This window comes from Amycolatopsis alba DSM 44262 (assembly GCF_000384215.1).
GTDB classification, from domain to species: domain Bacteria; phylum Actinomycetota; class Actinomycetes; order Mycobacteriales; family Pseudonocardiaceae; genus Amycolatopsis; species Amycolatopsis alba.
On the sequence record NZ_KB913032.1, the window covers coordinates 7,050,783 to 7,067,569 of the forward strand.

Consider the following 16,787-nt stretch of genomic DNA (forward strand, 5'->3'; position numbering starts at 1 on the left):
CGTGTGCCTTCCTCTCTGACTGTCCACAATGGTCGATATCGAGGCTGACACACGCGTGAACCGATCGCATCGGGGTTTCCCCGGAGATCGCATCGGCAGGCTGCACGGTTCCGTGCAACCGAGGACGGTTAGGCCGAGTAGAGCAATCTCGCGGATTTCCCGTCATGGCGTTTCCGGTCGCACGTCGCGATTGCGCCGGGGCAAGCCCGGCGCAACCCGACGCAGAGGGGTAAGGCTGATGACCGCGCAGCGCACGATCACGGAGGAGATCGGCGAAATCGGTGTCTGGCTGATGGGCGAGTTCGGTGGCCGCGTGCCCGCGGCCGTGATCAACCGGGTGCTCAACGCGAGCAAACGCGACCTGGAAGGGCGCATCGACCCCGAGGAGTTCGGCGAGATGTTCCACGCACTCTGCCGGTTCCGGCTTCAGCGGATCGTGGCAGCGGAACAGCGGATCACGGTCAAGATCCCCGGCGCTCGCCCGTCGTGACGGTCTTCAGCTCGACGTACTGAGCGAGGCCCGCCGCACCGTATTCGCGACCGATGCCACTGGCCTTGAACCCGCCGAAGGGGCCGTCGAAGCCGATCGGCGCGCCGTTGACGGTGACGGTCCCGGTGCGCATCCGCCGCGCGACCGCGAGTGCGTGCTCCTCGTCGGCGGACCAGACACCGCCGGAGAGCCCGTACTCCGAGTCGTTGGCGATGCGGACGGCGTCGTCCTCGTCGTCGTAGGGAATGACGACGAGGACCGGCCCGAAGATCTCCTCCTTGGCGATGCGCATCGTGCTGTCGACGTCGGCGAACAAGGTCGGCGTGACGTAGTTGCCCTTGTCCAGGCCCGTCGGGATTTCGGGACCTCCGGTGACCAGCCGCGCGCCTTCGGCGATGCCGAGTTCGATGTAGTCGCGCACTCGCTGCTGCTGACCGGGCCGCACCATCGGGCCGATGAAGGTCGTCTCGTCGGCAGGGTCGCCGACGACGAGAGACTCGATCATCTCCTTGAGTCCGGCGACGATCTCGTCGTACCGGCTCCGGGGCGCCAGGATCCGCGTCTGCGCGATGCACGCCTCGCCGTTGTTGAGCAGGGATCCGAACTTCAAGCCGGCGATCACGTCCGGCAGGACGGCGTCGGACAGGATCACGGCCGCGGATTTCCCGCCCAGTTCCAGGCTGACCCGCTTCAGCTGTGCACCGGCCAGCGACGCGATGCGGCGACCGGCGGCGGTCGAACCGGTGAACGCGATCTTGTCGACGCCGGGGTGCTTCACCAGGTACTCGCTGGTCTCCCGGTCCGCGGGAAGCACGCTGATCACCCCGGCGGGCAGCCCGGCCTCCGCCAGCAGATCCGCGAGGAGGCTCATGCTGAGCGAGTTCTCCGGCGAGACCTTGAGGACGACCGTGTTCCCCGCGAGCAGTGCCGGGATGACCTTGGCCAGCGACGCCGAGAACGGCGAGTTCCACGGGATGATCGCGGCGACCACCCCGATCGGCTCCCGTCGCACGATCGAGCGGAACGGCGCGGCCGGGTCCGAAGGCGTGAGCGTCTCTTCCCAGCCGAACTCCTCCGCCGCCTTCAGATACGAGACGGCCAGACGTCCCACTCCGGGTTGCCCGGCGCGGGTGAACCAGAGGGCCGAGCCGTTCTCGGCCGAGATCAGCGCGGCGATCTCGTCCACGCGGGCCTCCCTCAGCGCGTTCAGCCGCCGGAGCACGGCGATCCGCTCCTCCGGCGAGGTCCGCGGCCATGGCCCTTCGTCGAACGCGGTCCTCGCGGCGGCGACGGCGCGGTCGATGTCGGCGGGGAGGGCCTGGACGACGCGGCCCAGAACCGACTGGTCGTGCGGGGACACGATGTCCAGCCGCGCCGGATCGCTCGGCGTCGCCCACTCGCTTCCGATGAAGAGCCTGTCGTTCGTGATCATCTTTACGCCTCTCTAACTGTCACATCAATGTAGCACTTATGGCGGTTAACGACACAGCAGCGTGATACATTCCCGGACATGAGAGCTGATGCGGCGCGCAATCTCGAAGCCGTCCTGAAGACTGGCGCGCTGATGCTCGCTCGCGACCCGTCGGCGAGCATCAGCGCGATCGCCGCCGAAGCAGGTGTCGACAGGCGCACCGTCTACCGGCGTTTCGCCTCTCGGGAAGACCTCCTGGCGGCCATCTACGACTCCCGGCTGACCGCGGTCGAAAAGGTCGTCCGCACCGCCCGGCTCACCGAGACGCCGGTCCCCGTCGCCTTGCATCGCTACGTCGAAGGCATCATCGAGGTCAACCGCGCCTGGCCGGTCGAGCTGACCCGCATGCGCGCCGAACCGTCCATCCAGGACCGCCGAAACCGGCTCACGGCCGAGGTGGACACGTTCCTCCGGCGCGCCACGGACGAAGGCTTCCTCCGCGCGGACATCCCGGATGGCTGGGCGAGCCGCCTGCTGATCCAGCTCCTCCACCTCGCCTCGCGGGAGGAGATGGACACACCGCGCGCCGCGGACCTGCTCGTCGGCACCTTCCTCGGCGGAGTCGGCGTCCACTCTTGAGTGGTAAGGCAAACGTGTCTTGCTCGACCCTTCGCGCGTCTGTCGGCTTCGGGCGTCGAGTGCCTCGTGCGCCTCGCTGGGGACGCCCCGCCTGCTCGTACTCCTGCTAAGAACTTCGTCACCCTCCACCCCACATGGAGCGGCGATGTCACGCAGGGTGTGCGAAGGTGACGTCATGGCAGCTTCGCGCAGACGATTCCCCGTGTCCTGGACCACCGTCATGCCGGTCCTCGCCATAGTCGTGCTGGCGCTGAGCTGGGGCCGCGATCTGGGCCCGGTGCCGGTCGCCATCGTCGCGGTCGCCCTCGGCGGGACGGTGCTGGCCGCGGTGCACCACGCCGAGGTCGTCGCGCATCGCGTCGGGGAACCTTTCGGCTCGCTGGTGCTGGCGATCGCGGTCACGGTCATCGAGGTCGCGCTGATCGTCACGATGATGTCCTCCGGCGGCCCCGAAGCCGGGACTCTGGCCAGGGACACGGTGTTCGCCGCGGTGATGATCACCATGAACGGCATCGCGGGCATTTCGCTCATGGTCGGCGCCCGGCGCTACGGCGAAACGCACTTCAACCCGGAAGGCAGCGGCGGCGCACTCGCCACCGTGGCGACACTCGCTTCCGTCACCCTCGTGCTGCCGACGTTCACCACCAGCACCCCCGGCCCTGCCTTCAACAGCACCCAGCTCACCTTCGCCGCCGTCGCCTCACTGCTGCTCTACGGCCTCTTCGTGCTCACCCAGACCGTGCGCCACCGCGACTTCTTCCTTCCGGTCGACAGCGAGGGCTCGGTCAAGGAGGAAGACCACGCCGAACCGCCGAGCAGCAAGGCGGCACTGACCAGTCTCGGCCTGCTGCTGATCGCCCTGGTCGCCGTCGTCGGCCTGGCGAAGGTCGAATCCCCCGCGATCGAAGCAGGTGTCAGGGCGGCGGGCTTCCCGCAGTCGTTCGTCGGCGTCGTGATCGCCATGCTGGTGCTGCTGCCGGAAACCCTGGCCGCGACGCGGGCCGCCCGACGCGACCGGATGCAGACCAGCCTGAACCTCGCCTACGGTTCGGCGATCGCGAGCATCGGGCTCACCATCCCGACCATCGCGCTGGCGTCGATCTGGCTGGACGGACCGCTGCTGCTCGGCCTCGGCGCGACCCACATCGTGTTGCTCGCACTCACGATCGCGGTCAGCGTGCTCACCGTCGTCCCCGGCCGCGCGACCCGGCTGCAGGGCGGCGTCCACCTGGTGCTGCTGGCCTCGTTCCTGGTGCTCGCCATCAACCCGTGACACGGGTCCTCTTCGGACACGGTTCTGTCGGTGGTCACGGGTAATCTCTGCCCCGTGAACGCTCGGGACCGCATCCAAGAACTCGCCGATCAGATCGTCGTCCTTCGCGACGCCTACTACCGGGGCTCGCCGAAGGTGGCCGACGCCGACTACGACGCGATCGAAGACGAGCTGCGGGGGCTCATCGAGGCCAACCCCGAGCTGACCCCGGACCCGAACCCACTCGACCAGGTCGGCGCGCCCGCCGTCCTGCACGCGCCCATCCGGCACTCGCGCCCGATGTTGTCGCTGGAGAAGGCGACCAAACCCGAGCAGGTCGAGGCGTTCTTCGCCCGCTTCCCCGGACAGCCGGTGGTCGTCATGCCGAAACTGGACGGCCTGTCGCTGGCCCTGGTCTACGAGAACGGGCGGCTCGCCAGGGCGATCACCCGCGGCGACGGGACGACCGGCGACGACGTGACCATGCTGGTGCGGGCGCTGACCGACGGCGTCCCCGACAAGGTCGACGCGCCCGGCCGGGTCGAGGTCCGCGGCGAGGCCGTCATGCTCCGGTCCACTTTCGCCGCGTACAACAAGGTTCACCCGGACAAGCCGCTGATCAACCCGCGCAACGCCGCCGCCGGGACCCTGCGCGCCAAGGATCCGGCCACTGTCGCCGAGCGGCGTCTCCAGTTCTTCGCCTTCGATCTCTCCACGGAACCGGACAGCGCGGAAACCGACCTCGACAGCGCGCTTCGGACGCTCGGGTTCGCCGCGGCCGACATGCGGCACTGTGCGGACGCCGAGGCCGCGCAGGCCGTCATCACGACCATCGAGCAGCAGCGCAACGACCTCGACTACGACCTCGACGGCGCCGTGCTGCGCTTGGCGGATCGTGACGCGTACGCCGCCGCCGGAACGCGGTCCAGCTCACCGCGCGGCGCGCTGGCGTTCAAATTCGCCGCCGAGGAGAAGACCACCGTGCTCGCGGACGTGGTCTGGGATGTCGGCAAGACCGGCAAGATCGCGCCCGTCGCGTGGCTGGAGCCGGTGTTCGTCGGCGGGACCACCGTCACACGGGCGACCTTGGCCAACCAGGAGGTCATCCGCGCCCGCGGTATCAAGATCGGTGACACCGTCCTGGTGCGCCGCGCCGGCGACGTGATCCCGTTCGTGGCCGGCGTGCTCGACGCCGCCAAGCGCACCGGCGAGGAGCGGGAGATCGTGCCGCCCTCGGTGTGCCCGTCGTGCGAAGAGCCGTTGACCGAACAGGGCAACAGCCGGGAACTGTTCTGCACCAACGTCGCCTGCCCCGCCCAGACCGTCCGGCGGCTGATCCACTGGGCTTCGCGGGCGGCCGCGGACATCGACGCGATCGGCGGGGTCTGGATCGAAAGGCTCGCCGAGGCCGGGATTCTCGAGCACCCGTCGGACTTCTACCGGCTCACCAAGGAAACGCTGCTGGAGTTCGACCGCATCGGCGACGTCTCCGCCACCCGCATGATCGAGTCGATCGACGCGAGCCGAGCCGTCGGCCTGCGCCGGGCGCTGATCGGCCTGGCGATCCCGATGGCTTCAGAAGGCACCGCCGCGCGGCTGTGCCGAGCGGGCTTCGGCTCGCTGGAGGCTGTCGCGGACGCGGGTGAAGAGGGTCTCGTCGCCGTGGAGGACATCGGCCCGAAGGTCGCCGCGTCCCTGATCGAACATCTCACCCGGCTGCGTCCCGAACTCGAGCGGCTGCGGGAAGCCGGTGTCTCGCTGGACGTCCGCGACGAGGACCTCCCACCGGTGGTCGCGGCAGGCGCGCCGCTGGAGGGCAAGACAGTTGTGGTCACCGGTTCGATCAGCGACCCCCGTTCTGGCGAGAAGGTGCCGCGCCCGACCTTCCAGCGGTTGTGCGAAAGGGCGGGCGCGACCATCGCGTCCTCTGTCTCGGCGAGCACCGACCTGCTGATCACCGGCGCCGACGTCGGGGCGAGCAAACTCACCAAGGCCGAGAAACTCGAAGTCGAGGTCGTGGACCAAGGCGTCATCTGGGGACAGTTGATCGAAGCAGGCGTCGTTTAGCAGTGGTCTCGTGAGTGGTAAGGCTGGTTCTCACCGGCCTTACTCACGAGGCCCCACTGCCGGGCCGGCCGCCTCACGTGACTGGCCGGACGACACGCGTGATTGAACGGACGACACGCGTGTGCCAACGGACGACTCGCGAGTCGTCCCACCGGACACGCGTGTCGTCCATCCCGTCACGCGTGTCGTCCTGCTGGACACACGACACCGCCACCCGCGCACCACAGCAGGTACCTAACACGCCCTTGGTCCTAACCGTCCTGACCGCTCACGACCGCCGAGAGACTGCGCGGCCCGGACACAGGCCGCGGTGTCGCGAAAGCCACTTTCGCGACGTCTGATGTCCCGAAAGTGGCTTTCGCGACACGATCGCCGGGTAGCGACCGGGGCACAGGGCAAGCGCCTCAGGCGTGACTCGCGTGACCCGTCCCTGATCACGCATGACCGCCCACCTCACCCGAACACGACACCGCCACCCGCACACCACAAGCAGGTACCTGAAACACCCTTGGCTCTCACCGTCCTCACCACTCACGAGCTGGGGTCCCGTGCGGTCTGGCGGGGAGGGCGTGTTGCGAAAGCCACTTTCGCAACCTTCAACGTTGCGAACGTGGCTTTCGCAACACGACCAGCGGAGCGCGTGCTTGGACCGTCGGCAGGGCTGGTTCTAACCGTCCTTACCACTCACGACCTTGTAGCGAGAGCTCGTCGAGTGCCATTCGAACCCGCCGCCCATCCATCCCCGCAGCCCGCGTAAGAACCGTTGCAGCTCAAGGGAAGGCACCACGCTCAGCTTCTCGTGCGCCGCTTGGAAGTCCCGGACGACGTCGTTGTGCAACTCGACGGTGATCGCCGTGGCCTCCTCGATCGAGCACTTCCGGTCGTCGGCGATCAGCAGGACCGCGTTGCACGGTGGCGACTCGTCCTCCAGATCCTTGGCGACCGAGTGCACGTCGTTGACGAGCACGGACGCCGTGCCCGCCTGGATCGCCGCTTCCCGGACCCGCGGGTCGTAGTAGAGGTTCGACGTCAGTTCGTAGCCACCGAGGACGTCGATCAACGTCATCGAGGTGTAGAAACTGTCGTGCTGCCGGGCCGCGAGATACTCCCAGGCCGGCGGGTATTTCCCGCTGTGGCGCCAGGCCGCGTAGGCGCTCCAGCTCACGAACATCGCGAAGGTCGAATAACAGACGCGGTTGACCTGCGCGGCAGTCCCGTTCCGCCGCAAGTACTCCGTTCCGGAGTTCAGCGCCACCAGAACTCTGTCACTCCGCAACGTTTCGTCGAGGTCGCGGCTGAATTCGCCCAACGACGGCACCGGGTCCATGGCGGCCATCGCCAACGCGAGTTTCGGGGGCAGTTCCGCCGGCACCGCGCCGAGCGAGGTGTCGTCGGCGTAGAGGTCGTCGGCGGCCCACCAGGCGGCGTTGAGCTTCGCGGAGATCAACAGCTTGTCGGGGTCTTCGCAGTCCGGGTGGGCGAGCATGACCAGCCTGCCGAAGCCCGCCTTCCCGATCTGCTCGCGCTCCCCCTCGTCGAAACCGCACTCCCCCGCCCACCCGATCAGCCGCCGGTCGACCTCGTCGGCGAGCGGAACGTTGATCCGTTCGGTGACGGGGACGTACAGCGGCGGCGCCGACCCATCACCCCACGGCCGGTATGCGTATGTCGGGTCGAGGGCGGGTGCCTCCGGCGGCGGAGTTTCCTCCACCGCCGGAGAAACAGCGGTCAACCGTGCCGCCAGCCGGGCGGCGGACGTACCCAGTCCGCGTGGCCCGGCCAGCAACGTGGCCAGTGCACCCTGTTCCGTCATCAGTGTCTCCGATGGTCTCGCGAGGTCAGACCCGGTCCGCCGCGATGAGCAGGTAGTGGAAGCTGCCTTCGCGATAGGCGTCGAGGAACGGTTTTTCGACCCCTGTCGCCACCGAAGACTTCGCTCGCAGTTCCCAGTACGGGATCGTGTCGGCCGTCAGGTCCACCACCGAGATCGGCACCAGGTCGTTGGCCGTCATCGCCTTGAAGTACTGGCTGCGCGGATGGATGTTGCAGGTGTAGTGCTGGTCGATCTGCGCGACGGCCTTGGACCGGCCACCGGTCACGTCGTTGTAGCAGCCGGTGATGGTGACGTAGCGGCCGCCGAACTCCAGCTGTCGCGCATGCTCGGCGAAGAGCTCGTGGAGGTCCACGTACATGGTGCTTTCGTTGTTCCAGATCGCCTTGCGCGAACCGGTTTCGAAGCCGGTGTCGAGCATGTTGCGGAAGTGGTAGCCGACCTTGTCGGAGACGCCCCGGATGTCCGCCTGGTGATTGGCGAACTCGACCTGCTTCTCCGAGATCGAGATCCCGTCGACGTGGCAGCCGAACCGCGCGTTGGCCATGATGCTGGACCCGCCGCGCCCGCAGCCCGCGTCGAGGAGCCAGTCGTCCGGTTTGACGTCGCCGAGGTGATCGAGCAGGACGTCCGCCTGCGCTGTCTCCAGGCGGTGCATTTCGGCGATGATCCGCTCGTCGCGGGTGCTCTCGGGGCCTTCCAGTACGGACCAGTCGACCTCGCCGACCCCGTAGTGGTGGTGATACAGCCCGTCCACGTCACCCAGCCGGAGGTTGACCGGATCCTTCTCCTTGTTCCAGTACGACGCCACCGACTTCTGGTACTCGGTGCGCAGAACCTTGGCGGGAGCGGGGGTACGGGCGATGGTCACGTGGGTGGTCCTTTCTGGAGCATTGTTGTTCGTTGTGGTGACGGGGCGAGGGGTCAACGCGCGACCTCGACGTTCTCCAGGACACCGAGCGCGTCGGGCACGAGCACGGCGGCCGAGTAGTAGGTACTGACCAGATAGCTGGCGACGGCCTGATCGGAGATGCCGTCGAAGCGCACGTTCAGGCCCGGCTCGTACTCGTCGGGCAGGCCGGTCTGGTGCAGGCCGATCACGCCGTTGTCGTCCACGCCGGTCCGCATGGCGAGGATCGACGAGGTGCCGTTCTCGGTGATCGGGATCTTGTCGCAGGGCAGGAGCGGTACCCCGCGCCACGCGGCGACCACCTTGCCGTCGACCGTGGTGCCTTCCGGGTACAGGCTGCGGCGGGTGCATTCCCTGCCGAAAGCGGCGATCGCGCGCGGATGGGCGAGGAAGAACTTCGTCTTGCGGCGTCGGCTGACGAGTTCGTCCATGTCGTCGGGCGTCGGCGGACCGGACCGGGTCTGGAACCGCGATTTGAGGTCGGCGTTGTGCAGTAGTCCGAACTCGCGGTTGTTGATCAGGTCGTATTCCTGCCGTTCCCGCAGGGCCGCGATGGTCAGCCGGAGCTGCTCGTCGAACTGGTCCATCGGCCCGTTGTAGAGATCGGTCACCCGCGTGTGCACCCGCAGTGCCGTCTGCGCGACGGCCAGGTCGTACTCGCGTGGCGAGATCTCGTAGTCGACGAACGTGCCCGGCAGCAGCGGCTCACCGTCGTGCCCGGACGACATCCCGATCTCGGACTCACCCTTGGCGTTCTGCGGCTTTCCTTTGTGTGCCAGCATGTCCTGCACGTGGCGGCGCAGCGCCTCGGACCGGCCGTTGAGGTCGGCGAAGTCGTCGGCGCGCAGGGTCAGCACGATGACCGGGGTGACGGCCTTGACGGTGAACGGCCAGTTCCGGTCGATGCCGGCGAGCATTTCGTCACCGAAGTGGTCGCCGTCGGCCATGCTGCCGATGGCCGCTTCGGCGCCGTACTCGCCCGGCGCCACTTTCGCGACCTTGCCGTGCGCGACCAGCACGACCTCGTCGAGCGGGGAGCCGTGGCTGACGATGGTCTCGCCGGGCTGGTATTCATGCTGCACGAACCGGTCGGCGAGCGCGGTGAGCGTGTCCTCGTCGTCGAAACCCCGCAGCAGCGCCAGTTCCGCGAGTTCCTGCGGGACGACCCGGACCTCGGTACCGACGTTGGTGAAGCTCACCCGCCCGTCGCCGATGGCGTAGGTCAGGCGGCGGTTGACCCGGAAGGTGCCACCGGTCGCCTCCACCCACGGCAGCATCTTCAGCAGCCAGCGCGGCGTGATGCTCTGCATCTGCGGCCGCGTTTTGGTGGTCGTCGCCAGGTTCCGCGCGGCCGCGGGGCCGAGACTGAGCCGCCGGTCGGCCTCCGGCGTCGTGGCGGTCATCCTTCGCGGCCGAGTTCGGCGGCTTCGAGGACGGCCAGGGCGTCCGGTACGAGCACGGCGGCGGAGTAGTACGTGCTGACGAGGTAGGAGATGATCGCCTGCTCCGAAATCCCCATGAAGCGGACGTTCAATCCGGGCTCGTACTCGTCCGGCAGGCCGATCTGACGCAGGCCGACCACACCCTGGTTCTGCTCGCCGGTGCGCATCAGCAGTACGGAACTGGTGCTGGTCTGGCTCACCGGGATCTTGTTGCACGGCAGGATCGGGACCCCGCGCCAGGACGGCACCTTGTGGCCGCCGAGGTCGGCGCCGGTCGGGTAGATGCCGCGTTTGCTGCACTCGCGGCTGAACGCGGCGATCGTGCGCGGATGCGCGAGGAAGAAGCCGGGTTCCTTCCACACCAGGGCGAGCAGGTCGTCGAAGTCGTCCGGGGTGGGCGGTCCGGTGCGCGTCGCGATGCGCTGGGTGAAGTCGGCGTTGTGGAGCAGGCCGAAGTCCGTGTTGTTGATCATTTCGTGCTCTTGGCGCTCGCGCAGCGCCTCGATGGTCAGGCGGAGCTGCTGTTCGGTCTGGTCCATCGGCTGGTTGTAGAGGTCGGACACCCGGCTGTGGACCCGCAGCACGGTCTGGGCGACACTCAGTTCGTATTCCCGTGGCGAGGTCTCGTAGTCGACGAACGTGCCCGGCAACAGCGGCTCGCCGTCGTGACCGGAGGAGATGTCGATCTCGGCTTCGCCGAAATCGTTGGAACGTCCGGTGTCTTGCGATGTCTGCTCGATCTGCGCCTGCAGCGATTCGGACTGTTCGAGTACGCGCTCGAAGTCCTGCCGGGTCAAGGTGAGCACGGTGCAGGCGGTGGCCGCCTTGGCGGTGAACTCCCAGATGCCGTCATCGGCGACGAGCGCCTGCCCGCCGAAGTAGTCACCGTCCTTGACCACGCCGAGCGCGGTCTCGTCACCATAGGGGCCGGGGCCGGTTTTGGTGATCTTGCCGTGGGCGATGAGGTAGACTCGGTCGGCCCGGTGCCCGAATTCGACGAGCACGTCGCCTGCGGCCACCTCCTGCTGTTCGAAGCGGCGGGCGAGTTCGGCGAGTACTTCTTCGTCGTCGTATCCCTTGAGCGGTTTCAGTTCGCCCAGTTCCGCCGGGATCACGCTCACTTCGGTGCCCGCCTTGGAGAACGTCACCCGTCCGTCACCGACCGCGTAATTGAGCCGCCGGTTGACCCGATAGGCGCCACCGTTGACCTGGACCCAATCGAGCATCTTCAGCAGCCAGCGGGACGAAATGCCCTGCATCTGCGGAACGGATTTAGTCGTGGTCGCCAGGTTTCGCGCGGCGGCCCGCCCCAAACTCAACTGCGGGTTTTCCGACCCCTGGACACCTTCGGCGGAAGTGCCCGATTCGGTCACGGTCACAGCAAGGTCCACCCTTCGATAGTCGCTTGAGCAAACAAGATCCACAAACCGTGGCGTGCCGTCATGCCCCGATGTGCGGCTCCACGGGGATCAACATAGCAAGGCGCTTTGCCTACACAAGCGCACTTTCAGGTAATGCGAGAAGGCCACCCGAATGCCGCTTTTTCCATTGTGTGAGAACACAATTTCCCCCATTACTCGACGCTTTAATGTGCCCACACAATCGGTCCAGCGACTGTTCTGAGGTGTTATGCGAAGCCGTCCGGAAACTCCTCGGAGTGCCCGTTATGCGACCGTTGGAGTGGGTGTGCCACCCCCTTTCGGGTCACCTCCGGGGCCGTGCTCGGCGACGTCTTGACAGCGGGCTACCGAACACAGCGTCGCGTCCGGACACTCCGTCGTGTCAGTAGTCCCATGTGGCCACTCCGTCTCGCCGCGCTCGGCTCATCCTTCAGCCGTTGCCCATATGTCAGCTGAGGCTGTACTGTTCCTTCCGTGCTGACATGTGAGACTCAGGGTGCCGCGCTCGCCAGGCTGGGCCGTGCCCTCGCCGACCCGAACCGGTGCCGGATCCTGGTCGCCCTTCTCGACGGGGTGAACTATCCGGGCCAACTGGCCGACCAGCTCGGTTTGAGCCGCTCCAACGTGTCCAATCACCTGGCTTGCCTCCGAGGCTGCGGGCTGGTCGTGGCCACCTATGAAGGCAGGCAGGTCCGCTACGCGCTGGCGGACGCGCATCTGGCCCGCGCACTGCGGGAACTGGTTCAGGTCGTGCTCGCGGTCGACACCACCGAGGCCTGTGTGGACGATGCCGAGGTGCTCCGATGAGCATGGAAAGCACTTCCTGTGTGGACGGCTGCTGCACCGCGAAGTCCACGCTGGACCCGGATCGCCGGGCCGTACTGTCGCGCCGGGTCCGGCTCCTGGTCGCCGCGACGATCACCTACAACGTCATCGAGGCGGTCGTCGCGATCTCCGCGGGCACCATCGCCTCCTCGACCGCACTGATCGGCTTCGGCCTGGACTCGGTCATCGAAGTCGCGTCCGCCACGGCCGTCGCCTGGCAGTTCGCCGGTAAAGATCCCGAAGCCCGCGAGCGCACCGCACTCAAGGTCATCGCGGTGTCGTTCTTCGCGCTGGCCGCCTATGTCACCGTCGAATCGATACGCACCCTGTTCGGCGCCGATCCCGCCGGACATTCCACCGTCGGCATCGTGCTGGCGGCGGTCTCGCTGCTCGTGATGCCCTTCCTCTCCCACGCCCAGCGTCGCGCCGGCCGGGAACTCGGCTCCGCGAGCGCGGTCGCCGACTCGAAGCAGACCTTGCTCTGCACCTATCTTTCCGGCGTGCTGCTGGTCGGGTTGCTGCTCAACAGTCTCCTCGGCTGGTACTGGGCGGATCCGCTGGTCGCCCTCGTCATCGCCGCCGTCGCGATCAAGGAAGGCCGCGAGGCCTGGCGCGGCGAGCACTGCTGCTGAAAGGAGCGTCATGACCCGCACCGTGCGCTGGAATCGTTACTGGGACGGTAAATCCCGGAACTACGACCGGGAGATGCAGTTTCTCGACCGGAAGCTGTTCGGCGATTCGCGGGCGTGGGCGTGCGGCCAGGCCGACGGCGATGTCCTCGAAGTCGCCGTCGGGACCGGCCTGAACCTGCCGCTCTATCCCGAAGGTGTCATGCTCACCGGCATCGATCTCAGTGACGGCATGCTCGCCATCGCCCGCGCCCGCGCCGAACGTCTCGGTCATCCGGTGACACTGCGGCGGGCCGACGCCCACGACCTACCCTTCGAGGCCGGTTCGTTCGACACCGTGGTCTGCACCCTCGGGCTCTGCGCCATCCCCGACGACGGCAAGGCGTTGCGGGAAATGACGCGGGTCCTCCGGCCCGGCGGGCGGCTCGTTCTTCTCGACCACGTCGCCAGTTCGTCGCGCGTTGTCCGAGGCCTGCAATGGCTCGCCGAGAAGGTCACCGTGCCGATGGCGGGTGAACACTTTCTCCGGCGCCCGCTCGACAAGATCGGCGGCCTCGGCCTGACCGTGGAACACCGGGAGCGGTTCAAACTCGGTCTGGTGGAACGGCTCGTCGCCCGGAAGTGAACAGGGGTCAGGCGGCTTCCCAGGCGGCCTCGATCATCCGGAAGATCTCGTCCACCGCGGCCTCAGGGTCGGCCGCCTCACGGCCCAGCGAATAGGCGTCGATCACGAATCTCGCGATCGTGCGGCAGGCCGTCGCGGACTGCGACAGATCGGGATCGGCGGCGATGGCCGCCGCCAGCGACTCCGCGTGACGCAGCCGCATCGAGTCCTCGTAGTCCCGCAGCGCGGGCGATTCGTCGATCATGCGGAAGATCGGCGCCGCGCCGTCCGCCGTGCAGTGCCGCACCATCGCGTGGACCTGCCGCCGCAGCGCGGGGATGAGCGGCTCGTCCGGAGCCCTTTCGGTGACCGCTCGCGTGAGACCTTGCTCGAAGTCCGCGTCCTGCTCGAACACCAAAGCCTCTTTCGAGGCGAAGTGGGAGAAGAGCGTGGTCACGGCGACGTCGGCCTCCGCGGCTACCTCACGGATGCCCACCTCGTCGTACCCGCGTTCCAGGAAGAGCCGCAGAGCGGTCTCGGCGATCTTCTGGCGGGTCGCGGCCTTCTTGCGCTCGCGACGCCCGGTCGGCGCGGTCATGAGGCGACGCTATCAGATCCAAAACAACAACAGTTCCAAAACACTAACGGTTAGTGCTACGGTCGATCTCATGAAGAAAGTGATCTTTACCGAGTTCGGCGGTCCGGAAGTCCTGCAGCTGGTCGACGCCGAGGCCCCTCACGCGGGACCGGGTCAGGTGCGCATCGCGGTGCGGGCGGCGGGTGTGAACCCGGTCGACTGGCGGATCCGCGAGGGTCAGGTCCTGGGGGCTCATCCGACCGTGTTGCCGTCCGGGGTGGGCATCGACGCCGCCGGGATCGTGGACGAGGTCGGCGAAGGCGTCACCGGTGTCGAGGTCGGCGACTCCGTGTTCGGCGAGGGTTCGAGTACCTACGCCGAGTTCGCCGTCCTGCCGGCCTGGGCCAGGATGCCCGCGAACCTGTCGTTCGAAGAGGCCGCGGGATACCCCTCCGTGGTCGAGACGGCGCTGCGCCTCATCCGCGAGGTCGACGTGCGGCCTGGTCAGACGCTGCTGGTCAGCGGCGCGTCCGGCGGGGTCGGCTCGGCGGTCCTGCAGATCGCCCGCGAACGCGGCATCACCGTGATCGGCACGGCGGGCGCCGCGAACCAGGACTACCTGCGCGGCCTGGGTGCCGTCGCCACGACGTACGGCGAGGGCTGGGTGGAGCGGGTGCGGCGACTCGGCCGGGTCGACGCGGCCCTCGATTTGGCGGGTTCAGGCGTGATCGGCGAATTGGTCGAGCTGACCGGGGATCCGGGGAAGGTGCTCTCCATCGCCGATCTCGGCGCCCCCGAGTTCGGCGTCCGGTTCTCCGGCGTCGCCGGGAGTGTGCCGGACGCGCTGGCCGAGGCCGTCGACCTCATCTCGCGCGGCAAGCTGCATATCCCGGTGGAGAAGTCCTACTCGCTCACCGACGCCGCCGCGGCGCACGCCGACAGCCACGCCGGGCACGCCCGCGGACGGCGGGTCATCGTCGTCTGAGCCGGCTCAGGCTGTGGTCGCGGGAAGGATCACGACTCCGTCGTCATCGGAGTAAAGAGTGTCGCCGGGAGTGAAGGTCACTCCCCCGAAACCGACCGGGACGTCGACAGCGCCGACGCCCGCCTTGGAACTCTTGCGCGGGTTGGTGCCGAGCGCCTTCACGCCGAGCGGGAGTCCGGCGAGCTCGGCGCTGTCGCGTACCGCGCCGTGGACGACCACGCCCGCCCAGCCGTTGTCGACGGCGGATTTGGCGATCATGTCGCCGGTGAGCGCGCTATGCAGGGAGCCACCGCCGTCGACCACCAGGACACCGCCTTCGCCGGGTGTGGCCAGCAGCTTCTTGACCAGGCCGTTGTCCTCGTGACAGGAGACCGTCCGGATCGGACCCGCGAACTTCCGGTGTCCGCCGAACTGGCGGAACTGGGTGTCGCAGACGTGCAGCCTGTCGCCGTGTTCGTCCACGAGGTCGGCGGTGGTGAAGGAATCGATCACGGCGCCTGAGTGTAGGTGGCGATCAGCCAGTTTCGCGCCTCCTCGATGAGATCCGCCACACGCCGGGCGTCGGGGATCGCCCGCAGCTCCAGTACCGGCGCCGCCCAGGCGCCGCGGAGTTCGTTGCTCCGGACCCGTGAGCGGCCCCACCGGCTGCCGTAGGTGACCGTGCCGACGCCCGTCTCGTCCACCTTGACCTCCGGCGGATGCTGCAGGTACCGGAACCAGACCCAGCGGAACTCGGTACCGGCCTGCCAGTTCGCGACGAAGATGATCCGCTGATTGGTGACCATGTACGTGAGGACGTTTTCCCTCGATCGCCGGTCGCTCAGGCGCTGGTGGAAAAGGATGAAGAAGGCCGCGAACAGGCCGATGAACGGGGGCAATCCCGAGTGTTCCACCCAAACGAAGAACAGGAAGACGAACGGGACGGCCAGCGCGACCATCTGGATGTGCTCCGGAAACCACTTTCGCGGCCGCTGTGGCGCTCCGGTCCACAGCACTTCTTCGCCTTCTTGCAACGGATACAACTGCATCGGCCTCTCCCCCGGTGTCATCAGGAGCACGCCGGCCCTGTCCGCTACGTTGCCTTGATCGGGATCATTGTTTCCAGCACGTGAGCGAGGATGGCCGCCGGGTCCGCCGCAGGGGCGACGCTCTGCCGCAGGGCGAGCCCGATCCCCAGAGCGCCCAGCATGACGACGGCCTGATCCAGCGGCAGCGCGGGTTCGAGACGCAGGCGCCGGGTGTGTTCGGTGAGCAGGGCCACCACCTCGTCGTCGTGACGACGCTGGATGGCGGCGACCAGCGTGGCGGTTTCCGGTTGCTGCGCGGTCGCGGCGAGCACTTCCGCGGCCGCCGCGCTCCACTTCGCCGCGTCCTTGTCCGCCACGTCGACGGGATTCAGCGCCGCGATCACCTCTTCACGGGTGGCGGCACGGGCGAGAGCTTCCCGCAGGCCCTGGAGATGACCGTCCGCGTCGGCCCTGATGATCGCGAGCCACAACCCTTCCTTACCACCGAAGTGCTTGTAAACGGCGCCGCGGGTGTACCCGGCGTCGGCCGCGATCTCCTCGACCGTCGCCGCCAGGAAACCACGCCGCAGGAAGACCTGACGCCCGGCGCCCAGCAGGTGCTCGTGGGTGCGCCGCTGCTGCTCGGCCCGTGTCAGCCTGGTCATCGCCCACCCATTCAGTAACAGTACGTTTCTAGAAACACGACGTTACTGTATCG

General features: G+C 67.6%; 17 protein-coding genes. 8 read left to right on the top strand and 9 right to left on the bottom strand.

The window, feature by feature from the left end; all coding sequences use genetic code 11:
* Window positions 1–238: 238 nt before the first annotated feature.
* Window positions 239–490 (top strand): hypothetical protein, encoded by a 252-nt coding sequence (locus AMYAL_RS0133230; protein ID WP_020635612.1) that lies wholly within the window; start codon window positions 239–241, stop codon window positions 488–490.
* On the opposite strand, the gene AMYAL_RS0133235 is transcribed toward AMYAL_RS0133230, so the two are convergent.
* Window positions 462–1,922, bottom strand: coding sequence for an aldehyde dehydrogenase (locus AMYAL_RS0133235; protein ID WP_020635613.1), 1,461 nt, complete (start codon window positions 1,920–1,922; stop codon window positions 462–464). The two genes, AMYAL_RS0133230 and AMYAL_RS0133235, sit on opposite strands and share 29 nt — an antisense overlap.
* 78 nt (window positions 1,923–2,000) lie before the next feature.
* On the opposite strand from AMYAL_RS0133235, the gene AMYAL_RS0133240 reads away from it, so the two are divergent.
* The 3 genes from AMYAL_RS0133240 (at window position 2,001) to ligA (ending at window position 5,859) form a co-directional block, all read left to right on the top strand.
* Window positions 2,001–2,540 (top strand): TetR/AcrR family transcriptional regulator, encoded by a 540-nt coding sequence (locus tag AMYAL_RS0133240; RefSeq protein WP_020635614.1) that lies wholly within the window; start codon window positions 2,001–2,003, stop codon window positions 2,538–2,540.
* Window positions 2,541–2,715: 175 nt separating this feature from the next.
* Entirely contained in the window at window positions 2,716–3,813 is a 1,098-nt protein-coding gene (locus AMYAL_RS0133245) for a calcium:cation antiporter (protein ID WP_026467648.1), read from the top strand.
* Between the two features lie 54 nt (window positions 3,814–3,867).
* The gene (ligA, locus tag AMYAL_RS0133250) at window positions 3,868–5,859 is read left to right on the top strand and encodes an NAD-dependent DNA ligase LigA (protein WP_020635616.1); all 1,992 of its coding nucleotides are present in this window, start codon (window positions 3,868–3,870) and stop codon (window positions 5,857–5,859) included.
* A gap of 667 nt (window positions 5,860–6,526) precedes the next feature.
* Here ligA and AMYAL_RS0133255 read toward each other — a convergent pair.
* Genes AMYAL_RS0133255 through AMYAL_RS0133270 form a run of 4 tightly spaced genes read right to left on the bottom strand, consistent with a single transcriptional unit; the run spans window position 6,527 to window position 11,421 of the window.
* The gene (locus tag AMYAL_RS0133255) at window positions 6,527–7,672 is read right to left on the bottom strand and encodes a family 2 encapsulin nanocompartment cargo protein terpene cyclase (RefSeq protein WP_020635617.1); all 1,146 of its coding nucleotides are present in this window, start codon (window positions 7,670–7,672) and stop codon (window positions 6,527–6,529) included.
* Window positions 7,673–7,697: 25 nt separating this feature from the next.
* Window positions 7,698–8,561 carry a geranyl diphosphate 2-C-methyltransferase gene (locus AMYAL_RS0133260; RefSeq protein ID WP_020635618.1) on the bottom strand — a complete coding sequence of 288 codons (864 nt, stop codon included), beginning with the start codon at window positions 8,559–8,561 and terminating at the stop codon, window positions 7,698–7,700.
* Between the two features lie 53 nt (window positions 8,562–8,614).
* The gene (locus AMYAL_RS0133265) at window positions 8,615–10,003 is read right to left on the bottom strand and encodes a family 2B encapsulin nanocompartment shell protein (RefSeq protein WP_020635619.1); all 1,389 of its coding nucleotides are present in this window, start codon (window positions 10,001–10,003) and stop codon (window positions 8,615–8,617) included.
* Window positions 10,000–11,421: a family 2B encapsulin nanocompartment shell protein gene (locus AMYAL_RS0133270; protein ID WP_020635620.1), complete on the bottom strand. Its 1,422-nt coding sequence runs from the start codon at window positions 11,419–11,421 to the stop codon at window positions 10,000–10,002. The genes AMYAL_RS0133265 and AMYAL_RS0133270 overlap by 4 nt, the downstream gene beginning before the upstream one ends.
* 495 nt (window positions 11,422–11,916) lie before the next feature.
* Between AMYAL_RS0133270 and cmtR the strand changes: the two genes are divergently transcribed.
* From cmtR to AMYAL_RS0133290, 3 genes are read left to right on the top strand one after another with little or no spacing between them, the layout of a single operon-like run.
* Window positions 11,917–12,249, top strand: a complete 333-nt coding sequence (gene cmtR, locus AMYAL_RS0133280) for a Cd(II)/Pb(II)-sensing metalloregulatory transcriptional regulator CmtR (protein ID WP_020635621.1) — start codon at window positions 11,917–11,919, stop codon at window positions 12,247–12,249.
* Entirely contained in the window at window positions 12,246–12,899 is a 654-nt protein-coding gene (locus AMYAL_RS0133285) for a cation efflux transmembrane domain-containing protein (protein WP_020635622.1), read from the top strand. The genes cmtR and AMYAL_RS0133285 overlap by 4 nt, the downstream gene beginning before the upstream one ends.
* Window positions 12,900–12,909: 10 nt before the next feature.
* Window positions 12,910–13,521 (top strand): class I SAM-dependent methyltransferase, encoded by a 612-nt coding sequence (locus tag AMYAL_RS0133290; RefSeq protein ID WP_020635623.1) that lies wholly within the window; start codon window positions 12,910–12,912, stop codon window positions 13,519–13,521.
* A 7-nt stretch (window positions 13,522–13,528) separates the two neighbouring features.
* Here the strand turns inward: AMYAL_RS0133290 and AMYAL_RS0133295 are convergent, their stop codons facing one another.
* Window positions 13,529–14,098, bottom strand: a complete 570-nt coding sequence (locus AMYAL_RS0133295; RefSeq protein ID WP_020635624.1) for a TetR/AcrR family transcriptional regulator — start codon at window positions 14,096–14,098, stop codon at window positions 13,529–13,531.
* A 70-nt stretch (window positions 14,099–14,168) separates the two neighbouring features.
* Here AMYAL_RS0133295 and AMYAL_RS0133300 point away from each other — a divergent pair, with 70 nt between their 5' ends.
* A complete protein-coding gene (locus AMYAL_RS0133300) occupies window positions 14,169–15,062 on the top strand; it encodes an NADP-dependent oxidoreductase (RefSeq protein WP_020635625.1) in 894 nt (297 codons plus the stop codon).
* A gap of 6 nt (window positions 15,063–15,068) precedes the next feature.
* Here AMYAL_RS0133300 and rraA read toward each other — a convergent pair whose 3' ends face one another.
* From rraA to AMYAL_RS0133315, 3 genes are read right to left on the bottom strand one after another with little or no spacing between them, the layout of a single operon-like run.
* A complete protein-coding gene (gene rraA, locus AMYAL_RS0133305; protein WP_020635626.1) occupies window positions 15,069–15,554 on the bottom strand; it encodes a ribonuclease E activity regulator RraA in 486 nt (161 codons plus the stop codon).
* Window positions 15,551–16,090: a hypothetical protein gene (locus tag AMYAL_RS0133310; RefSeq protein WP_020635627.1), complete on the bottom strand. Its 540-nt coding sequence runs from the start codon at window positions 16,088–16,090 to the stop codon at window positions 15,551–15,553. Before AMYAL_RS0133310 ends, rraA begins: the two co-directional genes overlap by 4 nt.
* Window positions 16,091–16,134: 44 nt before the next feature.
* The gene (locus tag AMYAL_RS0133315) at window positions 16,135–16,734 is read right to left on the bottom strand and encodes a TetR/AcrR family transcriptional regulator (protein ID WP_020635628.1); all 600 of its coding nucleotides are present in this window, start codon (window positions 16,732–16,734) and stop codon (window positions 16,135–16,137) included.
* Between the last annotated feature and the right edge of the window lie 53 nt (window positions 16,735–16,787).

What these genes read in the sequence shown, in the direction of transcription:
- AMYAL_RS0133230 (WP_020635612.1), top strand. Translation starts at nt 239, where the DNA reads ATGACCGCGCAGCGCACGATCACGGAGGAGATCGGCGAAATCGGTGTC.
- AMYAL_RS0133235 (WP_020635613.1), bottom strand. Translation starts at nt 1,922, where the DNA reads ATGATCACGAACGACAGGCTCTTCATCGGAAGCGAGTGGGCGACGCCG.
- AMYAL_RS0133240 (WP_020635614.1), top strand. Translation starts at nt 2,001, where the DNA reads ATGAGAGCTGATGCGGCGCGCAATCTCGAAGCCGTCCTGAAGACTGGC.
- AMYAL_RS0133245 (WP_026467648.1), top strand. Translation starts at nt 2,716, where the DNA reads ATGGCAGCTTCGCGCAGACGATTCCCCGTGTCCTGGACCACCGTCATG.
- AMYAL_RS0133255 (WP_020635617.1), bottom strand. Translation starts at nt 7,672, where the DNA reads ATGACGGAACAGGGTGCACTGGCCACGTTGCTGGCCGGGCCACGCGGA.
- AMYAL_RS0133265 (WP_020635619.1), bottom strand. Translation starts at nt 10,003, where the DNA reads ATGACCGCCACGACGCCGGAGGCCGACCGGCGGCTCAGTCTCGGCCCC.
- AMYAL_RS0133285 (WP_020635622.1), top strand. Translation starts at nt 12,246, where the DNA reads ATGAGCATGGAAAGCACTTCCTGTGTGGACGGCTGCTGCACCGCGAAG.
- AMYAL_RS0133290 (WP_020635623.1), top strand. Translation starts at nt 12,910, where the DNA reads ATGACCCGCACCGTGCGCTGGAATCGTTACTGGGACGGTAAATCCCGG.
- AMYAL_RS0133295 (WP_020635624.1), bottom strand. Translation starts at nt 14,098, where the DNA reads ATGACCGCGCCGACCGGGCGTCGCGAGCGCAAGAAGGCCGCGACCCGC.
- AMYAL_RS0133300 (WP_020635625.1), top strand. Translation starts at nt 14,169, where the DNA reads ATGAAGAAAGTGATCTTTACCGAGTTCGGCGGTCCGGAAGTCCTGCAG.
- AMYAL_RS0133310 (WP_020635627.1), bottom strand. Translation starts at nt 16,090, where the DNA reads ATGCAGTTGTATCCGTTGCAAGAAGGCGAAGAAGTGCTGTGGACCGGA.
- AMYAL_RS0133315 (WP_020635628.1), bottom strand. Translation starts at nt 16,734, where the DNA reads ATGACCAGGCTGACACGGGCCGAGCAGCAGCGGCGCACCCACGAGCAC.